The organism is Psychrobacter sp. M17(2026), assembly GCF_055699815.1.
The window spans coordinates 2,104,063-2,123,200 of sequence record NZ_CM146741.1; the positions used below are offsets into that span (position 1 = coordinate 2,104,063).

Annotated in this window: 19 protein-coding genes; 5 read left to right on the forward strand and 14 right to left on the reverse strand. The window is 41.6% G+C overall.

The genetic code is table 11. From position 1 onward, the window contains the following. The first annotated feature begins 3 nt into the window (after positions 1 to 3). From ACR63T_RS08885 to ACR63T_RS08895, 3 genes are read left to right on the forward strand one after another with little or no spacing between them, the layout of a single operon-like run. Positions 4 to 954, forward strand: a complete 951-nt coding sequence (locus tag ACR63T_RS08885) for a PD-(D/E)XK motif protein (protein WP_472783744.1) — start codon at positions 4 to 6, stop codon at positions 952 to 954. 10 nt (positions 955 to 964) lie between these two features. After that, positions 965 to 3,016, forward strand: coding sequence for an AIPR family protein (locus tag ACR63T_RS08890; RefSeq protein WP_472783745.1), 2,052 nt, complete (start codon positions 965 to 967; stop codon positions 3,014 to 3,016). Further along, a complete protein-coding gene (locus ACR63T_RS08895; protein WP_472783746.1) occupies positions 3,009 to 3,428 on the forward strand; it encodes a hypothetical protein in 420 nt (139 codons plus the stop codon). Before ACR63T_RS08890 ends, ACR63T_RS08895 begins: the two co-directional genes overlap by 8 nt. A 34-nt stretch (positions 3,429 to 3,462) precedes the next feature. Here the strand turns inward: ACR63T_RS08895 and ACR63T_RS08900 are convergent, their stop codons facing one another. The 10 genes from ACR63T_RS08900 to ACR63T_RS08945 form a co-directional block, all read right to left on the reverse strand. Then, positions 3,463 to 3,729, reverse strand: coding sequence for a hypothetical protein (locus ACR63T_RS08900; RefSeq protein ID WP_472783747.1), 267 nt, complete (start codon positions 3,727 to 3,729; stop codon positions 3,463 to 3,465). 247 nt (positions 3,730 to 3,976) lie between these two features. Next, positions 3,977 to 4,723: a CopM family metallochaperone gene (gene copM, locus ACR63T_RS08905; RefSeq protein ID WP_472783748.1), complete on the reverse strand. Its 747-nt coding sequence runs from the start codon at positions 4,721 to 4,723 to the stop codon at positions 3,977 to 3,979. A 132-nt stretch (positions 4,724 to 4,855) separates the two neighbouring features. Continuing rightward, complete coding sequence (locus ACR63T_RS08910) at positions 4,856 to 5,467, reverse strand: DUF411 domain-containing protein (protein WP_472783749.1); 612 nt, start codon at positions 5,465 to 5,467, stop codon at positions 4,856 to 4,858. 148 nt (positions 5,468 to 5,615) lie between these two features. Further along, positions 5,616 to 5,951: a GlpM family protein gene (locus tag ACR63T_RS08915; RefSeq protein ID WP_201569547.1), complete on the reverse strand. Its 336-nt coding sequence runs from the start codon at positions 5,949 to 5,951 to the stop codon at positions 5,616 to 5,618. A gap of 46 nt (positions 5,952 to 5,997) precedes the next feature. Beyond that, a complete protein-coding gene (locus tag ACR63T_RS08920; protein WP_472783750.1) occupies positions 5,998 to 6,738 on the reverse strand; it encodes a DUF3726 domain-containing protein in 741 nt (246 codons plus the stop codon). A 3-nt stretch (positions 6,739 to 6,741) separates the two neighbouring features. Next, entirely contained in the window at positions 6,742 to 8,499 is a 1,758-nt protein-coding gene (locus ACR63T_RS08925) for a hypothetical protein (RefSeq protein WP_472785262.1), read from the reverse strand. Between the two features lie 103 nt (positions 8,500 to 8,602). Further along, positions 8,603 to 10,258: a BCCT family transporter gene (locus tag ACR63T_RS08930; protein WP_472783751.1), complete on the reverse strand. Its 1,656-nt coding sequence runs from the start codon at positions 10,256 to 10,258 to the stop codon at positions 8,603 to 8,605. Positions 10,259 to 10,301: 43 nt separating this feature from the next. Further along, entirely contained in the window at positions 10,302 to 11,291 is a 990-nt protein-coding gene (locus ACR63T_RS08935; protein WP_201569553.1) for a membrane dipeptidase, read from the reverse strand. A 39-nt stretch (positions 11,292 to 11,330) separates the two neighbouring features. Then, positions 11,331 to 12,806: an aldehyde dehydrogenase family protein gene (locus ACR63T_RS08940; protein WP_472783752.1), complete on the reverse strand. Its 1,476-nt coding sequence runs from the start codon at positions 12,804 to 12,806 to the stop codon at positions 11,331 to 11,333. Positions 12,807 to 12,894: 88 nt separating this feature from the next. Further along, positions 12,895 to 13,284 carry a RidA family protein gene (locus ACR63T_RS08945; protein ID WP_472783753.1) on the reverse strand — a complete coding sequence of 130 codons (390 nt, stop codon included), beginning with the start codon at positions 13,282 to 13,284 and terminating at the stop codon, positions 12,895 to 12,897. 182 nt (positions 13,285 to 13,466) lie between these two features. Here ACR63T_RS08945 and ACR63T_RS08950 point away from each other — a divergent pair, with 182 nt between their 5' ends. Together ACR63T_RS08950 and ACR63T_RS08955 are read left to right on the forward strand one after the other, a co-directional pair. Next, positions 13,467 to 14,363 carry a LysR family transcriptional regulator gene (locus ACR63T_RS08950; RefSeq protein WP_305898507.1) on the forward strand — a complete coding sequence of 299 codons (897 nt, stop codon included), beginning with the start codon at positions 13,467 to 13,469 and terminating at the stop codon, positions 14,361 to 14,363. Positions 14,364 to 14,379: 16 nt separating this feature from the next. After that, positions 14,380 to 15,156 (forward strand): sulfite exporter TauE/SafE family protein, encoded by a 777-nt coding sequence (locus ACR63T_RS08955; RefSeq protein ID WP_472783754.1) that lies wholly within the window; start codon positions 14,380 to 14,382, stop codon positions 15,154 to 15,156. Between the two features lie 27 nt (positions 15,157 to 15,183). Here the strand turns inward: ACR63T_RS08955 and ACR63T_RS08960 are convergent, their stop codons facing one another. From ACR63T_RS08960 to ACR63T_RS08975, 4 genes are all read right to left on the reverse strand, one after another. After that, the gene (locus tag ACR63T_RS08960) at positions 15,184 to 16,419 is read right to left on the reverse strand and encodes a vWA domain-containing protein (RefSeq protein ID WP_472783755.1); all 1,236 of its coding nucleotides are present in this window, start codon (positions 16,417 to 16,419) and stop codon (positions 15,184 to 15,186) included. Positions 16,420 to 16,466: 47 nt separating this feature from the next. Beyond that, positions 16,467 to 17,123: a hypothetical protein gene (locus tag ACR63T_RS08965; protein ID WP_472783756.1), complete on the reverse strand. Its 657-nt coding sequence runs from the start codon at positions 17,121 to 17,123 to the stop codon at positions 16,467 to 16,469. A 28-nt stretch (positions 17,124 to 17,151) separates the two neighbouring features. Further along, a complete protein-coding gene (locus ACR63T_RS08970; protein ID WP_472783757.1) occupies positions 17,152 to 18,000 on the reverse strand; it encodes an AAA family ATPase in 849 nt (282 codons plus the stop codon). A 289-nt stretch (positions 18,001 to 18,289) separates the two neighbouring features. Further along, positions 18,290 to 19,111 carry a hypothetical protein gene (locus ACR63T_RS08975; protein ID WP_305898510.1) on the reverse strand — a complete coding sequence of 274 codons (822 nt, stop codon included), beginning with the start codon at positions 19,109 to 19,111 and terminating at the stop codon, positions 18,290 to 18,292. Positions 19,112 to 19,138 lie beyond the last annotated feature (27 nt).

The window sequence follows — 19,138 nt, forward strand, 5'->3', positions numbered from 1 at the left end:
TATATGAATGAGTTAAAGAACCCATGGAATGAGATGGGTAGATCAATGCAAAGAAGGATCAGTTCAGAGCTAAATCATGACTTATTTTGGATAACAGATAATTATGGCAACTACGGCTTATCAATTGAATCAAAGTACATAAATGATCAACAAAATGAAATAATTGAACTGAAGGGGTTCAATATATATTTGGAGAATTTGAGTGAAACTACAAGATTATATTTAGTCTTAGCAGATAAATCTGAGTGGGAAATTTTTTATTGTATATGCAAAGACTTAGTTAATGCTGCAGAAACTTTATCAAAAGGTAATGATGAACGTAAACTTATTCCTATTTTAAATACTAGGCTCTTACGTTGGCGAGAAATCTTACAAAAAGATAATTTGAGAATAATGTCTATAGAGCAGCAGATGGGACTGTTTGGTGAACTGAATTGTTTGTATGATTTTGCTAAAACAAGAGATGTGAGAGATTCAGTCATTGCTTGGGTAGGTTGCGAATCAGGCAAACAAGATTTTTTATTCGATAGTCTCGCTGTTGAAGTTAAATCCAAAAGAAGCTCGTCTAGTAATAAAGTGCATATCTCTTCTTTAGAACAACTTCACTGCGATAAAACTCCTCTCTATCTATTAGTTTATAGTTTAACTAATGCTGATACTGGTGATTCAATTCAAGATATGGTAGAAAAAATAAAACTAACTATTCAAGAAGGTGATCTAAAATTAAGTTTAAATTTCGAAAGAAAACTTATGGACTATGGTTATGTATATGAAATTCAGGGTGAACACTTACTTAAATTCATAATAGATAAAAAACAAGTATATTTTGTTAGTGATACTTTCCCTAAAATAAATCCTCATTCTTTACTTCCTCAAATAAAAGATATTCGTTATTCTGTTGATTTATCTCATTGTGAAGAACATAAATTTCCATTTGAAGAACTGTTTAATTAAGGAATACCTAATGATTCAGCAGCATAATCTAGAAAGCTTTCATAGCGAGTTTCTACAAGAAATATATTCAGAAGCTGAGAGTCGTGACCTGATGCGCTCAGCTGTATTTCTTGAAAAAGTATGCGAGACTCTTGAAGCTACAGGGGATATAAATAGTGATTATGCTGTTGCAGAATATCAAAAAATTGGTATGGAGGTTCATGGTTATGATTACGATAGCGAAAGGAAGTGTCTTTATTTAATTGTTAATCAATTCTTTCAAACTGAAGACATTAAAACGCTCACGAAAGATGATATTCAAACTAAATTTAAGAGGCTAAAAAGTTTTCTAGAAAAATCGGTCAATGGTCTTTATAAGGATATGGAACCAGCTTACGAAAGCCATGCAATGGCCTATGAAATCTATGATTGGTATGAAAAAAAAGCAATTGATAAAATAATAATGCTAATTATTTCTGATGGTAAAGCTACAAGGAATTTAATAAACCTTGAGTCCGAGGAAGTAGATGGGATTAGCATAGACTATAGGGTAATTGATATTGAATATCTCTATAAGGTGTATCTTTCAGAGGATGAGTCCAGTGGGTTCAATATTGAGACATCACTACCATTTCTTAAAATAAAGGGCGCAACTGAATCATACGAATCCTATTTGACTGCTCTAAATGGTGAGCAAATAATTGATATATATGAAAAGTATGGAAAAAAGCTATTTGAAAAAAACGTTAGAACTTTTCTTCAATTTAGAGGTAACGTCAACAAAGGCTTGAGAAATACTATTAAACAAAGTCCAGAAATGTTTTTTGCATACAATAACGGCTTAACTGCAACAGCGACTAATGTTGTTATTTTAAATGATAATATAATAGAGATAGAAAACCTACAAATTGTTAACGGTGCACAAACTACCTCTGCTATATATGCAGCCCATAAAAACACAAGTAAGAACGAGTTTATAGAACTATCCAATATTAGTGTGCAAATGAAGTTATCTGTTGTTAGAGATGCTGAGTTTCAAAATGAATTTGTTAAGAAAGTTTCTGAATATGCGAATACACAAAATAAAGTTAATAAATCTGATTTCTTTTCAAATAGTTATTTTCATCAAGAATTTAAGAAACGTTCTTTGAGAATTTACGCGCCAGCAATTGATGGAGCTCAAAAAAGAACACTTTGGTTTTATGAGCGTGTAAGAGGCGAATATTTAAATGAGCAAGCGTATAAAAGCGTTTCCGAAAAAAAGCAATTTAAAATTGATAATCCTTCGAAACAATCTTTAGATAAGACTTTTTTATCAAAGTCTGAGAATAGTTGGCTGATGAAACCTCATATTGTAGCTAAAGGTGCTCAGTACAGCTTTGTTGCATTTGCTGAATATATGACTATACACATGGAAGAGAACGAAAACTTTGTTTCTGATGAGTACTTTAAAAGAGCTATCGCTAGAGTCATACTTTTCAAAGCAACAGAAAAACTGATCTCAGATTCTGATTGGTATGGTGGTGGTTACAGAGCTCAAACTGTTACTTATACTATCGCTTACTTAGCGTTTTACATTGAAAAGGTTAAGGATAAATATTTAGATTTTAGTCTTATTTGGGAACAGCAGAAGCTACCGAATACTCTTATAAAGGCTATCAATATATTATCCAAAGCAGTATATAGTCGTATAACGACGCCACCTCATGGATCTGCAAATATAGCTCAATGGTGTAAAAAAGAAGCATGTTGGCATAACGTGCAAGAGCTAAATTTAAATGTGGATCTAAACGATGTTCTAATAAGTAAGACGGAGAAAAAATCTAGAGTCGTTAATGAAGAAAAAGACCAAGATTTGACTCATGGCATAGAAATTCAGTCGTTTGTCATTAAAACTTCTATAAATTCATGGAAAAATATATATGACTATTTGGCTAAAGATGAATTCGATGGATTAAGACTTACGGAAATCTCTATTTTAGAAAAACAAGCAAATGGAGAATTAGTTCTACCATCGGAGAAGCAGAGTAGAATATTGTATAAATTATATAACAAAGTAATGGATGAAGGATTTAATGTATAACTATTACATTGATAACTTCAAACAAGGTATCGCTCAGTGGTATCACTTACCACAGAAGACACTTTTAGACAAATACAAGCAACACATCATTGATGAGATAGGCTATTTAGCCTTAGCTGTTACTGATGAGCAGATAACTAATACTAAGCAAATTAACAGCATATGGCCTATTAAAAATATCACTCTTACCGCTAGAAGTGCGATAACCGAGATTCAGGCTGGCAAGCGTTCTAATAGTAAAGCGTTATACTATTTATTCGAATTAGATAAACCGCTAAGTTTAAGAGACAGCATCAATAAAGTGCCGCTTCGCAAATTCAAAGACGCGATGAAGCTGACAACTTTAGCGCATCTACAACGAGCAGACGAGTTTGATGACATTACACAGGTGTATCAAAGCGCTTTAGCGTAAGTGTGACAAGACAATAGTGACCTAATGTTCGATATTAACAGGGTTCATAAGTGCACAGATTTTTCTCACTCTTTGTGAGAGCGACTATCTTAATAGGAACAGCAAATGACCATGCCATACCCGCTGTGCAGTAAAAAACCCCATTATGAAAAGACACAATCCTCGCTGTAAAGTCATTATCATCATGACCCATCATAGCCTCTTCATCACTATTATCAGATACCGCGCACCATATCTTACTGGCACCTTTAGCGAGCATATCACGTGCCAAATCACTACCTTCAAAAATAGTATCATTCATGACTATCTCCTCTAATTATACGACTTCTGTTGATCGTTAATATTTAAATCAAACAACCTATAATTAGTGTAGTCTTTTATTAAACTTTTGTAATAGGGATCACTCATTATTCATGACAGACGGTATGATAAACACGACAGATGACACAAATACTTAACTAACTCGCGCATCTCAATATACTAAAATTACAAGACCTTAATATAAGTATTTTTTAGATAAATTTGTGATGAGATATAAAAACTACTTGTTATACTCTATTCTGAGCAATCCAACTTTGCATCTGCTCAATCTCTGGCTGCTGGGCATCGATAACTGCTTGTGCTAACTTACGCATCTCTTTATCTTTACCATATTTTAGCTGCACCTCTGCCATATCGACTGCGCCAATGTGATGAGGTAGCATGCCACGAGCAAAGGCCATATCAGGATTAGGATCGGCAATACCGAGCATCATCTCCCCATGCATCGCATCCATGCCTTGCACGTAGGCTTGCTGCATCACTTCAGTATCAGTAGTAGGTTCGCTAGTATCAGGATGACTCGCTATCCACGTTTGCATCTGCTCAATCTCAGCCTGTTGCGCATCAACGATGTCTTGTGCCAGCTTAAGCATTTCTGCATCTGCACCATATTTTAGCTGTACTTTTGCCATATCGACTGCGCCGATATGATGACCGAGCATCCCTTGGGCAAAGGCGGTATCAGGATCGTTATAGCTCATGCCTTTCATCATCTCGTCATGCATCATGGTCATCGAGGCGGTATAGTCTTTGAGCATAGCGCTCATATTAGCTTCATCTGCTGGCATCATATTCATATTGTCGCCACTCATATCGTGACCGGCATGCGGATCTGCAGCGCTAGTTTCGGTTATGGCATCTCCCTCTTCTATTGGTGCGACCGTGTCGTTAGTAGGCTGGCAAGCACTAATCAACAAAGCGGTGCCGATACTGGCTGTGATAAAACTTAAATGTGATTTTTTAATAATTGTCATGTTATTAACGCTCATAGGTTACTTTTAATGTAGATAGGTTAAATAAAAACTGATAAATCCGCAAAGATTTATCAGTTTGATAATCATTATTTTAATAAGCATTGTCTTAATAATTATTGCTATTGGATAGCGCTATAATTGCTGCTCAGTTGTCTCGATATTCGCGTAGACTTCGCTGCTACCATCTTTATTGATTTGCATGATTTGATACGAGTCAAACTTATGTTGAGACTCCATACCTGGACTACCCATAGGCATACCAGGAACGGCAAGCCCTGCCGCTTGAGCAGGAGGATTGGCCAAGAACTGCGCCATATATTTGGCAGGGACATGACCTTCAAATACATAGCCATCGGTGGTGACCGCAGTATGACAAGATTGCATATTATCAGGTACGCCGTAACGCTGTTTAACTTCAGCTAAGTCCGTAATATCATGCGCCGTTGCGCTCATGCCATTGTCTTCAGTATGGCTTATCCATTCTTTACAGCAGCCGCAATTGGCATCTTTGTAGACCGTCGCGGAGACGTTTTTGAGCAAGTCTGGATTATTAATTGGGGTGATTGGCGCAACTGAGCTTTTGCTTAATACAGGTTCCCTCTTAGAAGTGTCTGCCACATCTAGAGTATCCGTTTGAGCGCAAGCTGCTAATGTTGCGCTGAACACCACTAAGATGGCTGAAGCTGATAACTTACTAGGTTTAAAAAAAGAAAATTTAGAAAATAGCGAGTTGTGACTTTTCACAAAATTATCCTTTAGCTTAGGGGCTTTATACTAGGGCGTGTTGAACATTCGATCATGGCACTGAGCTATTTTATAGAATTATTCTAAATAATTAAGTCCCTTTAAGTAACGATTTCTTAATAGTGAATTCAATCAATTTGCTAAGCGCTTATAGCTGTAGTTGTTGCCAGACCACTATTAAAATAGCAGCGGCGACTAGCCAGCCTACCACGCCTAACATCAACGCCTTAAATAGGCCAATATGACTAAAGCTAAAGAAGACGATCAAGGTATAAACAAGATGCGGAATGACACCTAACATGCTAAATATTAATGCCACTCTAAAGTCAGCAGCGCTACGCTGAGTGCCAACGATAAAGTGGCTGATCAAGGTAAAGGTTGGGAATAGCGGCGCAAGAGCTGCTAGGTAGAAAAACCGTGTTTTGGCAAATAGTTGAATAACCAATACCATTAAGGCGCCAATAAGCATTTTTAACCAGATCATAAATGTGATCTCTCGTTATACAAAAGCAAAATTATACCTTAAATACTTATACCCCACCTGCCCCTTTACTAGAGACTTCGCTGTTTTCAACCAGTATGGCCATAGCGGTTTTTTTGAGGATACTCCACTGCTCATCGTCTACATAGATACCTTCTTTCCACGCGCGATTATGAGTGGCAAATAGCTCATCTGTCGATATTTTGCGATCAAAGTGCTGAATCTCATTTTCGATGTCGAAGTTAGAAGTCGCTAATTCAATGACAATATCTTGCTTTTCGCCAGCTTTTTTCTCATGGGCCGCCTGAGGCTTATCAAAGAAATACAAATCAGGGTAAACGAAACCTTGATTCAGGGTGAATAAAGTATGTCTAGGCGCTGTGCCATTATCCCAACGCGCCAAGCAAGCAATGCCCTTTGATGCTAAGCTTACCAATTCGCTATAGGCTAACCAGCGGTTATGAGCGTTATATAAAGTAATCTTGTAATGCTCAAGATCACCCATTTTTTCCAGCGCATAATCTATTATTGAGGGCAGGTGACAGACTATACTGCTGTTATGCAGATCTAAACCGATCTCGTCTGCGCTTTGATGGACTATATCGATAGCGATATCTCGCCCTATTAAGATATAAGGGCTGGCACCATTAAACTGTCGCACTCCGTCTAGCCCTGCCATCTGTAATTCTGCAACCATCGTAGCGATCAGATCGGCCTCGCCGACTTCTCGATGCATCCCTGAAAAGGCTTTATATACGGTGGTGATAATCTCATTACGCGATACAATCATGTCCTAATCCTCTACTTGCAGTACTGCTGGCGTGTCAGTCTCATCAATCCTCGGCAGCTCATCTACTTTCGGCAGCTCATCTATTTTTGGTAACAGGGGAAACAGCCATTCGTCACTGTCTACCTCATTATATAGTGGTGCACCTTGGAACAGCGTCACTCGTACCCAGCGATCGGATCTTGGATCAAATTTAGTCGCGCCAAACATCGATAACTTACAACGTAATAGCTGAATCGGCAGCGTGTCTTTGTGCAGCACATTCATCTGAATATCACCCATTTGCTTTTGGCTCATCGTCCAGACTCGCCGAGCAATGGAGCGATATTTCGGTTTAGTTAGTATAAATTCCGAAATAATTTGCTGACTATCTGCCTGCTGTAGCGCTAAATATAAGCCATTGGCCTGCCGCGCTATATCTAACGATAGCTCGCGATTATCCCCTTGCTCTTGTCCGCGTACACCCATGCGCGGCTCTTCTTTATCGATGGAGCGATACCAAAACCAATAACGGTTATCAGGCTCATTAAAGTCAGTGTTAATCGCCCATTGGTAGCGCGCCTCTAATACCGCTCGCAAATCGGCCACGGTTTTATTCTTGGGTAGCGCTAAGGTTTCATCGGCATTGACCTTTTCTTGAAAGCCATCAACCCGCTCAGGATAAAGCTCCATTAGGCACGAGATAATCACTTCTTGGCTCTCAAAACTTAATTGATCATGAGCTTGTAGGAATTGCGCCCATGTCTTGTAGGTTTTACTGGTTGCGTCTAACTCCTTTTGTAGCGCGGTCAGCTCTTCAACCACAGTCGCATTTAGCTTAACTTGTTGCTCATTGATGGTGACAATCTCAGTAAAATGCTGAATAGCACGAGTCAGTAAGCGATCAAGATAAGCTACCTTTATAGGCTCAATCGTGCAGACCAATACTGATTGTAATGCCTCCTCACGCGTGGTCAGCCATTGATCAACGATACAAGGATGATTAATCAAATACGGTGCCATACCCAGACCCGTCGCGTTACCTATGCCTAAATAGCGCTTAATCTCTGGGTGTAGAGCGACAGCCTTTTCACCGCCCTTCTGCTTAGCCAAGTAATCTACCCAGTTGAGACTAAATTCACGTAGCAAGTACACTGCGCACATCTGCGCTCGAAACGACTGATCAAAGTCTTGGCTATGATCGAGTGGCTTAAAGTCATAGATACCAAACTTACCATTACCATAGACGGCAGTGGTGCGCAGGATATAGCCGACTTGTGCTAGCACCTCCAGATCAGGTTGGCGGCCATTAGCTAAGGATGAGACAATATGATCGAACACCCGTACGCTTTTATTCGCCCGTGCCAGCACCATTACCATATTCGAGTTACGACCGGCTTCTTGTAATGGCACGTTCGCTTTTAGATTATCGAGTAATTCTTGACCAATCTCACCGTAGACTAGCCCAAAGGTGACATCCCATTTTTCTGCTATCACTCTATCGTTACGCTCATCATCAGCAAGCTCATTACAGAATACCACTAAATTATAAATATGCTCAGGCGTTGTTAGCCGATAGATAACCTGTCCATAGCCTTGACTATCTAAATTCCAAAGATGCGTGCTTAGTGTCCAGTTTTCCCTATCGATCTTACGTAGTAAAGTACGTACAAAGCTAATGCGCGTCTGATGCATGGCACCTAAGCGCTCAGCATTCATAACCACATTGGAGTGGCGTAAAGGCAATGCTGCTACGTTAACGTTTTCATTGTTTGCGTGGACCATATTCACAATCCCACTCCTTTATATAGGGGGTTAAGCCAGCATGGTATCTTTTAAATTACCAATGCCAGCTTATTTTTTATGCTTTCAAACTAAAAGTAAACCTCTATTCTTTTGACTCAACAGTATTAGTTTTTGTCAAACTTTCTTCAGCGATGCGGTGTTCAGTCTCTACCCGATTAGGGCGATAAAGATCTTGGTCGCGTGCCATTTGCTGAGCAATTTGTGGTCCATTCCATAACGATGGCAGTAAAATAAAGGACACAGGCACTGCGGTAATCACAATAAACGATTGCAAAGCCGTCACACCACCTGAACCAAGCGAGATTAAAACGATCGCAGTTACCCCCATCATGACGCCCCAAAAGGTACGAATCATAGCATTTGGCTCGCGCTCACCGCTGATCACCACACTGATGGTATAAGTCATCGAGTCACCTGTCGTGACGATAAAAACGGTGGTCAAAATCAAAAATAGTATTGAAACAATCAAAGGAAAAGGTAATGACTGCGTAACGGCAAGCAAAGCACCAGGTAAATTAAAGCCTTCAAATGCGCTACTAACAACACCAGGATTGGCAATCTCAAACGCTAAGCCTGAACCACCGACTACCGTAAACCAAAAACAAGTCACTGATGGTGCAATAATGCAAACCGTCGTAATCAACTGGCGAATCGTACGACCGCGCGAGATACGGGCAATAAAGATGGCCATCATCGGGCCATAACCTAAGAACCAGCCCCAAAAGAATACTGTCCAACCCCCAAGCCAGCCTTCATCACCGCGGAAAGTCGCCATCGGAATGAAGTTATCGACCATCGTGCCGACACCTTGGATATAACCGTTAACGATAAAGCTAGTCGGGCCAAATATTAGAATAAATATCATGAGCGCTACGGCTAAAATAACGTTAAAACGGCTTAGCAACTGCATACCACGGGCAAGACCACTAATGGCTGAAATGGTATAGAGCGCAATGGCAAAGACGATAATAATAAGCTGGGTGATAAAAGTATCAGGAATACCGAATAGCTCATTTAAGGCGTAGCTGGTTTGCAATCCCAAAAACCCAATCGGCCCAATCGTACCAGCCGCTACCGCGACGATGCAGCACGCATCGACAATCGCGCCAAACTGCCCTGTGAGTACCCGCTCACCAAATACAGGATATAACAGCGTACGCGGCTTGAGCGGTAAGCCTTTATCATAATGTAGATGCATCACGACGATAGCGGTCAAGCTACCGACAATCGACCACGCTAAAAACCCCCAATGCATAAAAGATTGCGACAAGGCATTAACAGCGCGTTGTTGTAGATCTGGCGCCTCCCCATATAAAGGTGGCGCTGAAACAAAATGGGCGATAGGTTCTGCCGCCGCCCAAAACACCCCACCACCAGCGAGTAGCGTACAAAACAAGATCGCCATCCACTTAAAGTTATCCATCTCAGGCACAGGTAGATTACCTAAGATAACGCGGCCTGTACGACCAGCGCCAACGGCTAGAGCGATAACAAAAGTCGCTAACAGTAGAATTTGCCAAAAAGGCCCAAAGACACTAGCTGACCAAGTAAATGCTGTATTAACGATTACGGCTAATTGCTCTTCGGCAAAGAGCGCCATAAGCACAAAAGCAATAATAAAACCACCGCTATACCAAAACGCGGGGTTTTTAAGCCCTAAAGTATCAGTATTTTCCTCTAATGGAGTAGCAGTTGAGCCTCCTAGCTCGTCTTGAGTAAGTCCTTTTCGATCAGCCATGGCTTGGCTTCCTTTAGTGATTATGCGTTAAGTTAAATAAAATCTAAGCTAAAGGCTTGATGCCACTCTCAAGGAAATCAAACCAGTTTTGACCGATAATCTTGCCAGCATCAGCCTCATTAAAGCCGTGCTTGAGCAGACCGTTGTAGATGTTGTCCATACCTTTTTCACCTGCGAACCAAGGCAAATTATCTGGCCAGCCTGAATTATTGGCATTGCCTTCGCCATAATCCATCGCTTTTGACCAGCGTCCGTTACGCATCCACTCCAGCACTGACTGTGGCTGATTAAGACATAAATCACTACCTATCGCTAAATGCTCGACACCATATTTATCGGCGCAATCGGCAATCATTCTACAAAAATCATTCAGCGTACAATCACTACCATTAGGTAAGTGGAATGGGTATAGGCTAAAGCCTAACAGTCCACCAGCCTTGGTTAAGGCGCTGATGACCGTATCGGATTTGTTCCGTAGTGCCTCATGAGCAGTAGTCGGATTGGCATGGCTGATACAGATCGGCCGCGACGATATTTCTATCGCCTCAAGCGTTGACTGCTCAGCGCTGTGTGACATATCGATAATCATACCAACTCGATTCATCTCCGCTATTGCTTGCTGACCAAAACGCGTCACTCCGCTATCATTTGACTCATAACAACCCGTTGCCAGTAAGCTTTGGTTATTGTAAGTCAGCTGCATAATCAGCAAACCCAAACGACGCATCACACTAATTAAGCCAATCTCGTCATCGATTGGTGAGCAGTTTTGCGCGCCAAAGAAAATACCGACTTTGCCTTGCTCTTTTGCCCTCTGGATATCGTTAACGCCATACACAGGCAAAATCAAATCACTGTTATGCTCAAAATGGCTATTCCACTCGGCAAAACGGGTCATCGTCTGCCGTGCATCCTCGTGATAAACCAAAGTGGCATGTACCGCGTTGATACCACTGGCTTGTAGCATTTTAAAATAGTCACGATCCCAGTTGCTATATTGCAAACCGTCAATGACGATATGGTCTTGGTACATGGTTGATTCCTTTAAACTTTTTTTATAAGTAACCATTGGCTAATACGCTTTTTGATAAGCCGTCTTCACAATGGTATAAAACTCTTTGGCGTACTGACCTTGCTCGCGTGGGCCAAAGCTCGACTGTTTACGTCCACCAAATGGCACATGATAATCCGTACCAGCCGTGGCTAGATTGACCATCACGCAGCCTGCTTGCACTTGCTCCTTAAACATCGCGCTATTACGTAAGCTTTGGGTAATAATGCCGCCAGTCAAACCAAAGCGCGTGTCATTAGTCATTGCAATCGCTTCTTCTAAGCTGCTCACGCGCATGACGCAAGCGAGTGGCGCAAATACTTCTTCTTGGTTGATATCCCAGCTGTTATCCGTTTCAGTAAACAAGGTTGGCGACATATAATAGCCATCATGTTTCATCTCTAGACGCTCGCCACCAAAGGCTAAATGGCCTCCCGCCTGCTTACCTTTTTCGATCCAGTCCATGTTTGACGCGAGCTGCTTATCATCAACCACTGGCCCCATAAAGATACCTTCATCGAGCGCATGACCGACTTTTAGGGCCTTCATCTTAGCGATGACGCCATCGACAAAGGCATCATGAATACTGTCCATAACAATCAAGCGTGATGAAGCAGTACATTTCTGACCAGAGCCGCCAAACGCACCCGCAACAGCCGCATCAATAGCGACTTGCAAATCGGCATCATCAGCGATAACGAGCGCATTTTTACTGCCCATTTCCAGCTGGCAACGCACAAAGTTTGGCGCGGTAGCCGCAGCGACTTTACGGCCTGTCGGCACAGAGCCCGTAAAGCTGACCGCGTCAATATCTGTTGAATTAATTAGCGCGTCCCCGACTGTTGAGCCGCCACCAAGGAGTAAGTTAAAAGTACCCTCTGGCAATCCTTGACGATGGATAATCTCCGCTAAGGCGACGGCACTAGCTGGGGTTAAATTCGCAGGTTTCCAAATGACAGCATTACCAAAAGCTAAGGCTGGGGCAATTTTCCAAACAGCGGTTGCGGTTGGAAAATTCCAAGGCGAGATAATAGCGACCACACCGACCGCTTCGCGGGTCACTTCGACTTTGACACCAGGGCGTACAGAGTCCGCAGTATCGCCAATTTGACGTAATACTTCGGCCGCGTAGTAATGAAAGAACTGCCCCGCACGGTAAATCTCACCACGACCTTCAGCAAAAGGCTTGCCTTCCTCTAAAGACAATAAAGTCCCCAGCTCATCGCAACGGGCGATCATCTCATCGCCAATCGCTTGTAGAATAGATTGCTTTTTCTCTAGTGGCGTCGCTTCCCACTTTGGTTGAGCTCGACGGGCAGCAGCAATAGCGTCTTTGACTTGATTTGTACTTGCTTGTGCAAAGTCGCCAAGACTTTCGCTAGTATTGGATGGGTTGATATTCGTGACGGTATCGCTACCCGCTTGCCATTCACCGTTAATATAAAGTGATTGGGTTGGGTTTTGCTTTAGAGTGGTTTGTGCGATGGTGGCTGACATAAGATATTCCTTAATAAAACGATTAAAAATTAGTTAAAAGAACAGGAAAAATTTATATTTAGTAAATAATAGGTCAAAAAATAAGCTATTAAGGCACCGCAGCATAGACGACGAGCTCAACGAGCATCTCTTCGCGCGCTAGTCCCGATATCACAAGAGCGGCACGATTTGGATAAGGCGCAGTGAAGTATTCAGCATAGATTTGATTGACAGTCTTGAGATACTCACGATCAGTGACATAGATCAGCACCTGTAGTACCGCATCCATGCTTGCGCCCGCACATTCTAGCGTGTGCTTTAAGTTATCAAGAGTCTGCCGTGCTTGCGCTTCGATACCACCTGCAACTACCTCACCTTTATCATCGATAGGAATCTGCGCGGTATATAGGGTGCCGTTACTAGTCACTGCCCACTCAAGGGGCGCTTTAGAAGCATAAAGTTGGGTTTTGACCGCTTGCTTAGTTGAGTGGCTGCTCATCTGCTATATCCTTTAAATATTTAGGTAATCAATTTTTCTATTGGCTTTTTGCTCAACTCTTATGCTACGCAACTAAATGAGATAAATCTAACCAATTAAATATTAAATATGATAGATTTAATTTATCACTTAGCATTTTAATGTTTATCAGAGCTGTAGTGATGAAAAGGAAGCTGACTATTATGAAACTACAACAGTTAAAGCATTTTTTATTGGTAATAGAAGAAGGTGGCTTTCGCGCCGCAGCAGATCGCGCCAATCGTACGCAAGCGGCATTGTCGTCATCGATAAAGGAGCTGGAGAAAACGCTAGGTCAGCCATTATTTGAGAGTGGCAATAGCGCAACCTTGACGCCATTTGGCGCAAGCTGCTTACCTAAGATTGAGACATTTTGGCAAGCCTATCAAGTGTTGGATGCGGATTTAAAAGCGTCTGCTTTAGGTAATAAAGGTAAAATAAGAATCGCCAGCGTGCCGTCATTGGTGACGAAGCTACTGCCTAATGTCTTGTATGAATACTCAAAACAATATCCCGATATCGAAATCGTGTTGATAGATGATAATTCTGTTGGGGTGGCTAATAGGCTGCTAGCAGGTGAGGTGGATTTAGCACTGGGTAATTGTGCTAGCATGAGTCAGGTAGATATCGACTTTACGCCGTTGTTATCAGATCCTATCGGCGTAGTTTGTCTAAAAGACAATATGCTAACTCAGTCGCTAAAGAGTGGTAAAAAACAAGGTCTTAAATGGCAACAATTAACCCCTCAACCCTTTATCTACAACGGTACTTGTAGACTACTTGAGAACACGCCAGCTGAAGCTCTTAATCGACAAGCGCGTTATACGGTTGAGAACATCACATCCCTATTCTCTTTATTACGTAACGATTTGGGTATTACCACTTTGCCTGAGCTGGCTTTTCCAACCAATGAGCCAGAGTTAGTTTGGTTACCTTTGCTTGAACCCGTATTGACCCGTCAGATTGGTATATTTAAGCTGGCTAACAAATCAGTTTCGCCCGCTGCTGGGGCTTTTTATGAGCTATGTATTGAGCACGTGCAAGAACATTACTCGATATAAAGGGTTAAAAAAATTTATGATGCTTATGATTTTAGATCTTGTGCAAGCTATTCCTACTTGGCATTTGGTAGGGTTGTTCTTAGCGGGCATGATCGCTTTTATTATTTCTACTATTTCAGGTGGTGGCGGTGCGTTATTACTTATTCCGGTGACAGCTTGGATGCTTGGTGCTTCCGCAGCGCCTCCCGTGATTAATTTAGGTACTTTTATCAGCCGTCCTGCCCGTCTCTATCTATTTTGGCAGGATATCGACTGGTCATTGATTAAATACTATGCTCCAAGTGCGATTGTCGGCGCTTGGCTATCAGCATTATTATTTAGCCGTTTGAATGCCGAATGGATTCAATTATTGGTCGGCGTGTTCTTGGTCTCTACCGTTTTTCAATATCGGTTTGGCAAAGTGTCTAAAGCCTTTGCTATGCCAAAAATAGGCTTTATACCTTTAGGATTTGTAACCGCTTTTATTAGTACCTTAGTTGGAGGGCTTGGGCCTATATTGAATCCTTTTTATATGAATACTGGGCTACAAAAAGAAGATCTTATCGCCACTAAAACCGCTAATTCGTTTTTTGTAGGTGTCGCCCAAGTAGGCAGCTATGCTTTTTTTGGCATCTTAACCGCGCAGCTTTGGATTTATGGTCTGGCGTTGGGACTAGGCGCAGTGATTGGTAATATCATTGGCAAACGGTTTTTGGCAGGTATGAGTGTTCGCCAGTTTAGAGTGATGGTAATTCTATTGATGGTGATTAGTGGTTTAGTTATGATTATCGAAAATATTGACGTGTTGCTTTAAAGCATCATTAGTCTAATAAACTATCAACTAGCGCGCCAAATAAGCCGTCATATTCTCAACGCCATGCAGAGTCATTGGGTACATCTTATTATCGAATAGCTTTTGAATCTCATTAATGGTTTGGGTATACGACCAAAACGCAGCTTCTTCTGGATTTAACCATGCCACTTTATCAAAGTGCGATAATACCCGCTTTAGCCAAACCACACCCGCCTCATTATTCATATATTCAACGCTACCACCGACGGTAAATAGCTCATAGGGCGACATCGACGCATCGCCAACGAATATCACCCGATACTCACGACCATATTTATTTAATAGCTCATAGGTCGGCATCGGTGCGCTATGACGACGGTTATTATCCTTCCATACATAATCATAAAGACAGTTATGAAAATAAAAAAAGTCCAGTGTTTTAAACTCATTCTTAGCCGCAGAAAATAGCTTTTCTAACGCCTCAACATGGATATCCATACTACCACCGACATCGAATAACATCAGCACTTTGACCCGATTGCGGCGCTCCGCTTGCATATGAATATCAAGCACACCTTTTTTGGCCGTGCGGCGTACCGTCTCTTTGATGTCCAATTCATCTGCTTGACCAGTACGCGCGAACTGACGCAGATTACGTAGTGCCATCTGAATCTGCCGCGTACCCAACTGCTTGTCATCATCGAGGTTACGATATTTGCGCTGCTCCCAAACCTTGACCGCGCTACCTTTACGGGATTCACCGCCAACGCGCACCCCTTCTGGGTGATCACCATGAGCACCAAAGGGTGAGCTGCCACCCGTACCGACCCATTTACTACCGCCTTGATGGCGCTCTTTTTGTTCCTCTAAGCGCTCCTGTAAAGCTTTCATCAACTCCTCAAGCGAGCCGTATTTTTTGAGTAGGCGTCGCTGCTCATCAGTCAGATTGTTGGGATCAAGCTTTAGATCTAGCCACTCTTGTGGAATATCGGTCAACTTATTCATCAGCTCATCGATATCTAAGCTATCAACCCCTTCAAAATAATCCGCCATAGCCCGATCGAACTTATCAAAATGACGTTCGTCTTTTACCATACACAAGCGAATAAGTCGATACATATCTTCACGGCTGGCAAAAGCTGGCTCTGAACTTTCTGAATTTTGAACGTCAAAACTCGCCTGCATCATCAGACCCTGATCAAGCGCAGCATTTAGATCGAGCAATTCGCGAGTGCTGACAGGCACGCCGTAACTACGCAAGGTATAGAAAAGTTTGATAAACATAAGTAGTATTAGCTCTTTTTTAATGTAACTATTGTATAAAATAATGGTTATTCTTCTGGTGGATAACGATAGTCCCATCGAAAAAAACCATGCTCGTTAAAGCCCGAGCCGTTTAAAGATTGCTTTTTATTTTTAATATAGTTTGGCGGTGGGCAAACCACATTTTTCATCCAATAACCGATTTGCCACCCTCCTTCTTTTATCTCCATTAAATCATAGATTTCCTTGTGATAAGGATTCAACTCTGGTAATGAATAAAGAACAAACTCCCCTATTGACAGCCTTATCCAATCTTCCGCACCTTGCGAATTTTTTAGGGGCGTTGCATGGACATTTGCTTTAGCATCTAAAACAAATTTATTGAAATGACTCATATTCCAACCGCAGAACTCAAGAGGCTCCCTTTGCTTAGAAGACATCTCATATAAACGATCAATCACTTCTTCTGCCCAAGGTGAACAATCGTGGTAAAGCTCAATTTGACTCAAACCATACAAAATGTATTCAGCGGCTAGTGCGCCTAATCCATGCAAAACTAAAGCTGGATGCTCGCCACCTCCACCACCAATAATTAAGTTTTTAGGACTGCATGAGAAATCATGGTCGCCTATATCATCATTTGCATGAGTTTCTATTGGATGGTAAATCGGTAAGCCATTTAAATAACCAACAAATTCATGCTTAATTGTATCTATATAACTCATAGCACCTTAGCACCTTTTTTATTTACTTTTATCTTCGCATCATATTGGCAAAGCGCTGCAACAGATTGACATCGGCTTCATTCTTAAGCAATGCACCATATAGTGGTGGAATTGACTTCTCGCCGCGCAAGTTTTCTTCCAGCTCTTCTTGTGCCATGTCGTCAGCTAACAATAACGTTAACCAATCAACTAGCTCAGACGTTGATGGTGGCTTTTTGAGGCCTTGCACATTACGCAATTTGTAGAAAATATCGAGCGCATCGTTAACTAATTTTTCTTGAATATTAGGAAAATGCACATCGATAATCTGACGCATCGTTGACTCATCAGGGAAGTCAATGTAGTGAAAGAAACAACGACGCAAAAAGGCATCAGGCAGCTCTTTTTCATTGTTGGAAGTAATGATAACCACAGGACGCTGCTCAGCAGTGATGGTCTCGCCTGTCTCATAGACATAAAATGACATTTTATCCAGCTCATGCAGTAAATCATTGGGAAACTCAATATCTGCTTTATCTACTTCATCGATCAATAGCACACTACGCTCTTTACTAGTAAAAGCATCCCATAGTTTACCGGGCTTGATATAATTACCAATCTCATAGACTTTATCATCGCCCAACTGCGAATCACGCAACCGCGATACCGCATCGTACTCATACAGACCTTGCTCAGCTTTAGTCGTCGATTTGATATGCCAAGTAATTAATGGCATACCCAAACTAGCGGCAACTTCTTCTGCCAGTAACGTCTTACCCGTACCCGGCTCACCTTTGATAAGTAGTGGTTTTTGCAAGGTCATCGCGGCATTGACTGCTAACTGCAGATCATCAGTGGCGATATAGCTATCAGTGCCTGTAAATCTTTTTTTTGACATAGTATAGATCTCAGTATTTTCTTAGGTAGAGTTAAGTGTTTTGGCTGTTGTTCAAAGCTGTCGTAAAAAGGGGTTATAAATAGTGATTTAGAGTAGCACACAGCATCTAACAATGCCAAAATACTCATGCGTCTGCGCTTTTATAAATAGCATAAATGATATGAGTAAATGATCACTGACTAACTTTTAAAAGACCTATCAAATAGCGCCCATAAAAAAAGACACGAAACTGTGTCTTTTTTTCATTGAACAAGTTATATCATTAGCAAGTTATACTATCAGCAAAATACTACTTGTCATCGTCACTGTTGTTTTCGACAGTTACGATATCTTTCGTCATTTTTCTACTATAAAAACCTTCAACTGGCTTTCTAGCTACACGTTCTTCTTTGATAGTAGGAGCAGTTGGAATAATAGGAGTAGTTGGCGCAATGTCACTGACTGCCTCGTCTTTAAGCTCAAATTCAGGCTCACTTTTAGCGGTTATAGACTCTGTAGGCGCAAAAGCTGATTTTTTGGCAGCATTCTTTTTGAGCATGGCAAAGGGCAACAGCTCTTTATCTTTGGCTGGTACTGAGGTCGGTATTGGCTCATCTGTTGCTACCATGTCTTTTGCTAAATAGTTACCGCCCGCCAGCTGCATGTTCGCGATAGTATCAGCAGAAGCATGTTGGCGCGCTTTATCTAAGCTTGACTCAAAGGCCCCGCGGATCAATTGCCAAACAAAACCGATGAACAGTCCTGCAACTAATACGACTAGTATTGGTATCGCATTAGCTACTGCGCCTGCAGTATCTTTCATCATAACCGCATAAACGACACTGATGCTAGCAGGTGCAATAGTGCTCGGATCACTCAGTGCCGTGCCTGGTGCAAGCAGTACCGCAAATAGCACCATCCAGCTCATACCACCGAGTGGACGCGGTATTACCCGAGCGACTAATAGCCAAAGTATCAATACGATGATAGAGAAGCCAAGATAAGCATACATAGGCAGATCATCAGCGGGTACACCACTCACCATCTGGCTCCACCAAATAACAATCTCACCGAGAATGTCGCTTAGCCCCTCAAGTGGTAAGCTTTGTAAGATACTTCTAAAAAAGTCCATGACGATTTAGCTACCTGAATTATGCTT

What these genes read in the sequence shown, in the direction of transcription:
- ACR63T_RS08955 (WP_472783754.1), top strand. Translation starts at nt 14,380, where the DNA reads ATGATGCTTATGATTTTAGATCTTGTGCAAGCTATTCCTACTTGGCAT.
- ACR63T_RS08945 (WP_472783753.1), bottom strand. Translation starts at nt 13,284, where the DNA reads ATGAGCAGCCACTCAACTAAGCAAGCGGTCAAAACCCAACTTTATGCT.
- ACR63T_RS08895 (WP_472783746.1), top strand. Translation starts at nt 3,009, where the DNA reads ATGTATAACTATTACATTGATAACTTCAAACAAGGTATCGCTCAGTGG.
- ACR63T_RS08950 (WP_305898507.1), top strand. Translation starts at nt 13,467, where the DNA reads ATGAAACTACAACAGTTAAAGCATTTTTTATTGGTAATAGAAGAAGGT.
- ACR63T_RS08975 (WP_305898510.1), bottom strand. Translation starts at nt 19,111, where the DNA reads ATGGACTTTTTTAGAAGTATCTTACAAAGCTTACCACTTGAGGGGCTA.
- ACR63T_RS08900 (WP_472783747.1), bottom strand. Translation starts at nt 3,729, where the DNA reads ATGAATGATACTATTTTTGAAGGTAGTGATTTGGCACGTGATATGCTC.
- ACR63T_RS08970 (WP_472783757.1), bottom strand. Translation starts at nt 18,000, where the DNA reads ATGTCAAAAAAAAGATTTACAGGCACTGATAGCTATATCGCCACTGAT.
- ACR63T_RS08915 (WP_201569547.1), bottom strand. Translation starts at nt 5,951, where the DNA reads ATGATCTGGTTAAAAATGCTTATTGGCGCCTTAATGGTATTGGTTATT.
- ACR63T_RS08960 (WP_472783755.1), bottom strand. Translation starts at nt 16,419, where the DNA reads ATGTTTATCAAACTTTTCTATACCTTGCGTAGTTACGGCGTGCCTGTC.
- ACR63T_RS08940 (WP_472783752.1), bottom strand. Translation starts at nt 12,806, where the DNA reads ATGTCAGCCACCATCGCACAAACCACTCTAAAGCAAAACCCAACCCAA.
- ACR63T_RS08930 (WP_472783751.1), bottom strand. Translation starts at nt 10,258, where the DNA reads ATGGCTGATCGAAAAGGACTTACTCAAGACGAGCTAGGAGGCTCAACT.
- copM (WP_472783748.1), bottom strand. Translation starts at nt 4,723, where the DNA reads ATGACAATTATTAAAAAATCACATTTAAGTTTTATCACAGCCAGTATC.
- ACR63T_RS08890 (WP_472783745.1), top strand. Translation starts at nt 965, where the DNA reads ATGATTCAGCAGCATAATCTAGAAAGCTTTCATAGCGAGTTTCTACAA.
- ACR63T_RS08935 (WP_201569553.1), bottom strand. Translation starts at nt 11,291, where the DNA reads ATGTACCAAGACCATATCGTCATTGACGGTTTGCAATATAGCAACTGG.
- ACR63T_RS08965 (WP_472783756.1), bottom strand. Translation starts at nt 17,123, where the DNA reads ATGAGTTATATAGATACAATTAAGCATGAATTTGTTGGTTATTTAAAT.
- ACR63T_RS08885 (WP_472783744.1), top strand. Translation starts at nt 4, where the DNA reads ATGAATGAGTTAAAGAACCCATGGAATGAGATGGGTAGATCAATGCAA.
- ACR63T_RS08925 (WP_472785262.1), bottom strand. Translation starts at nt 8,499, where the DNA reads ATGGTCCACGCAAACAATGAAAACGTTAACGTAGCAGCATTGCCTTTA.
- ACR63T_RS08920 (WP_472783750.1), bottom strand. Translation starts at nt 6,738, where the DNA reads ATGATTGTATCGCGTAATGAGATTATCACCACCGTATATAAAGCCTTT.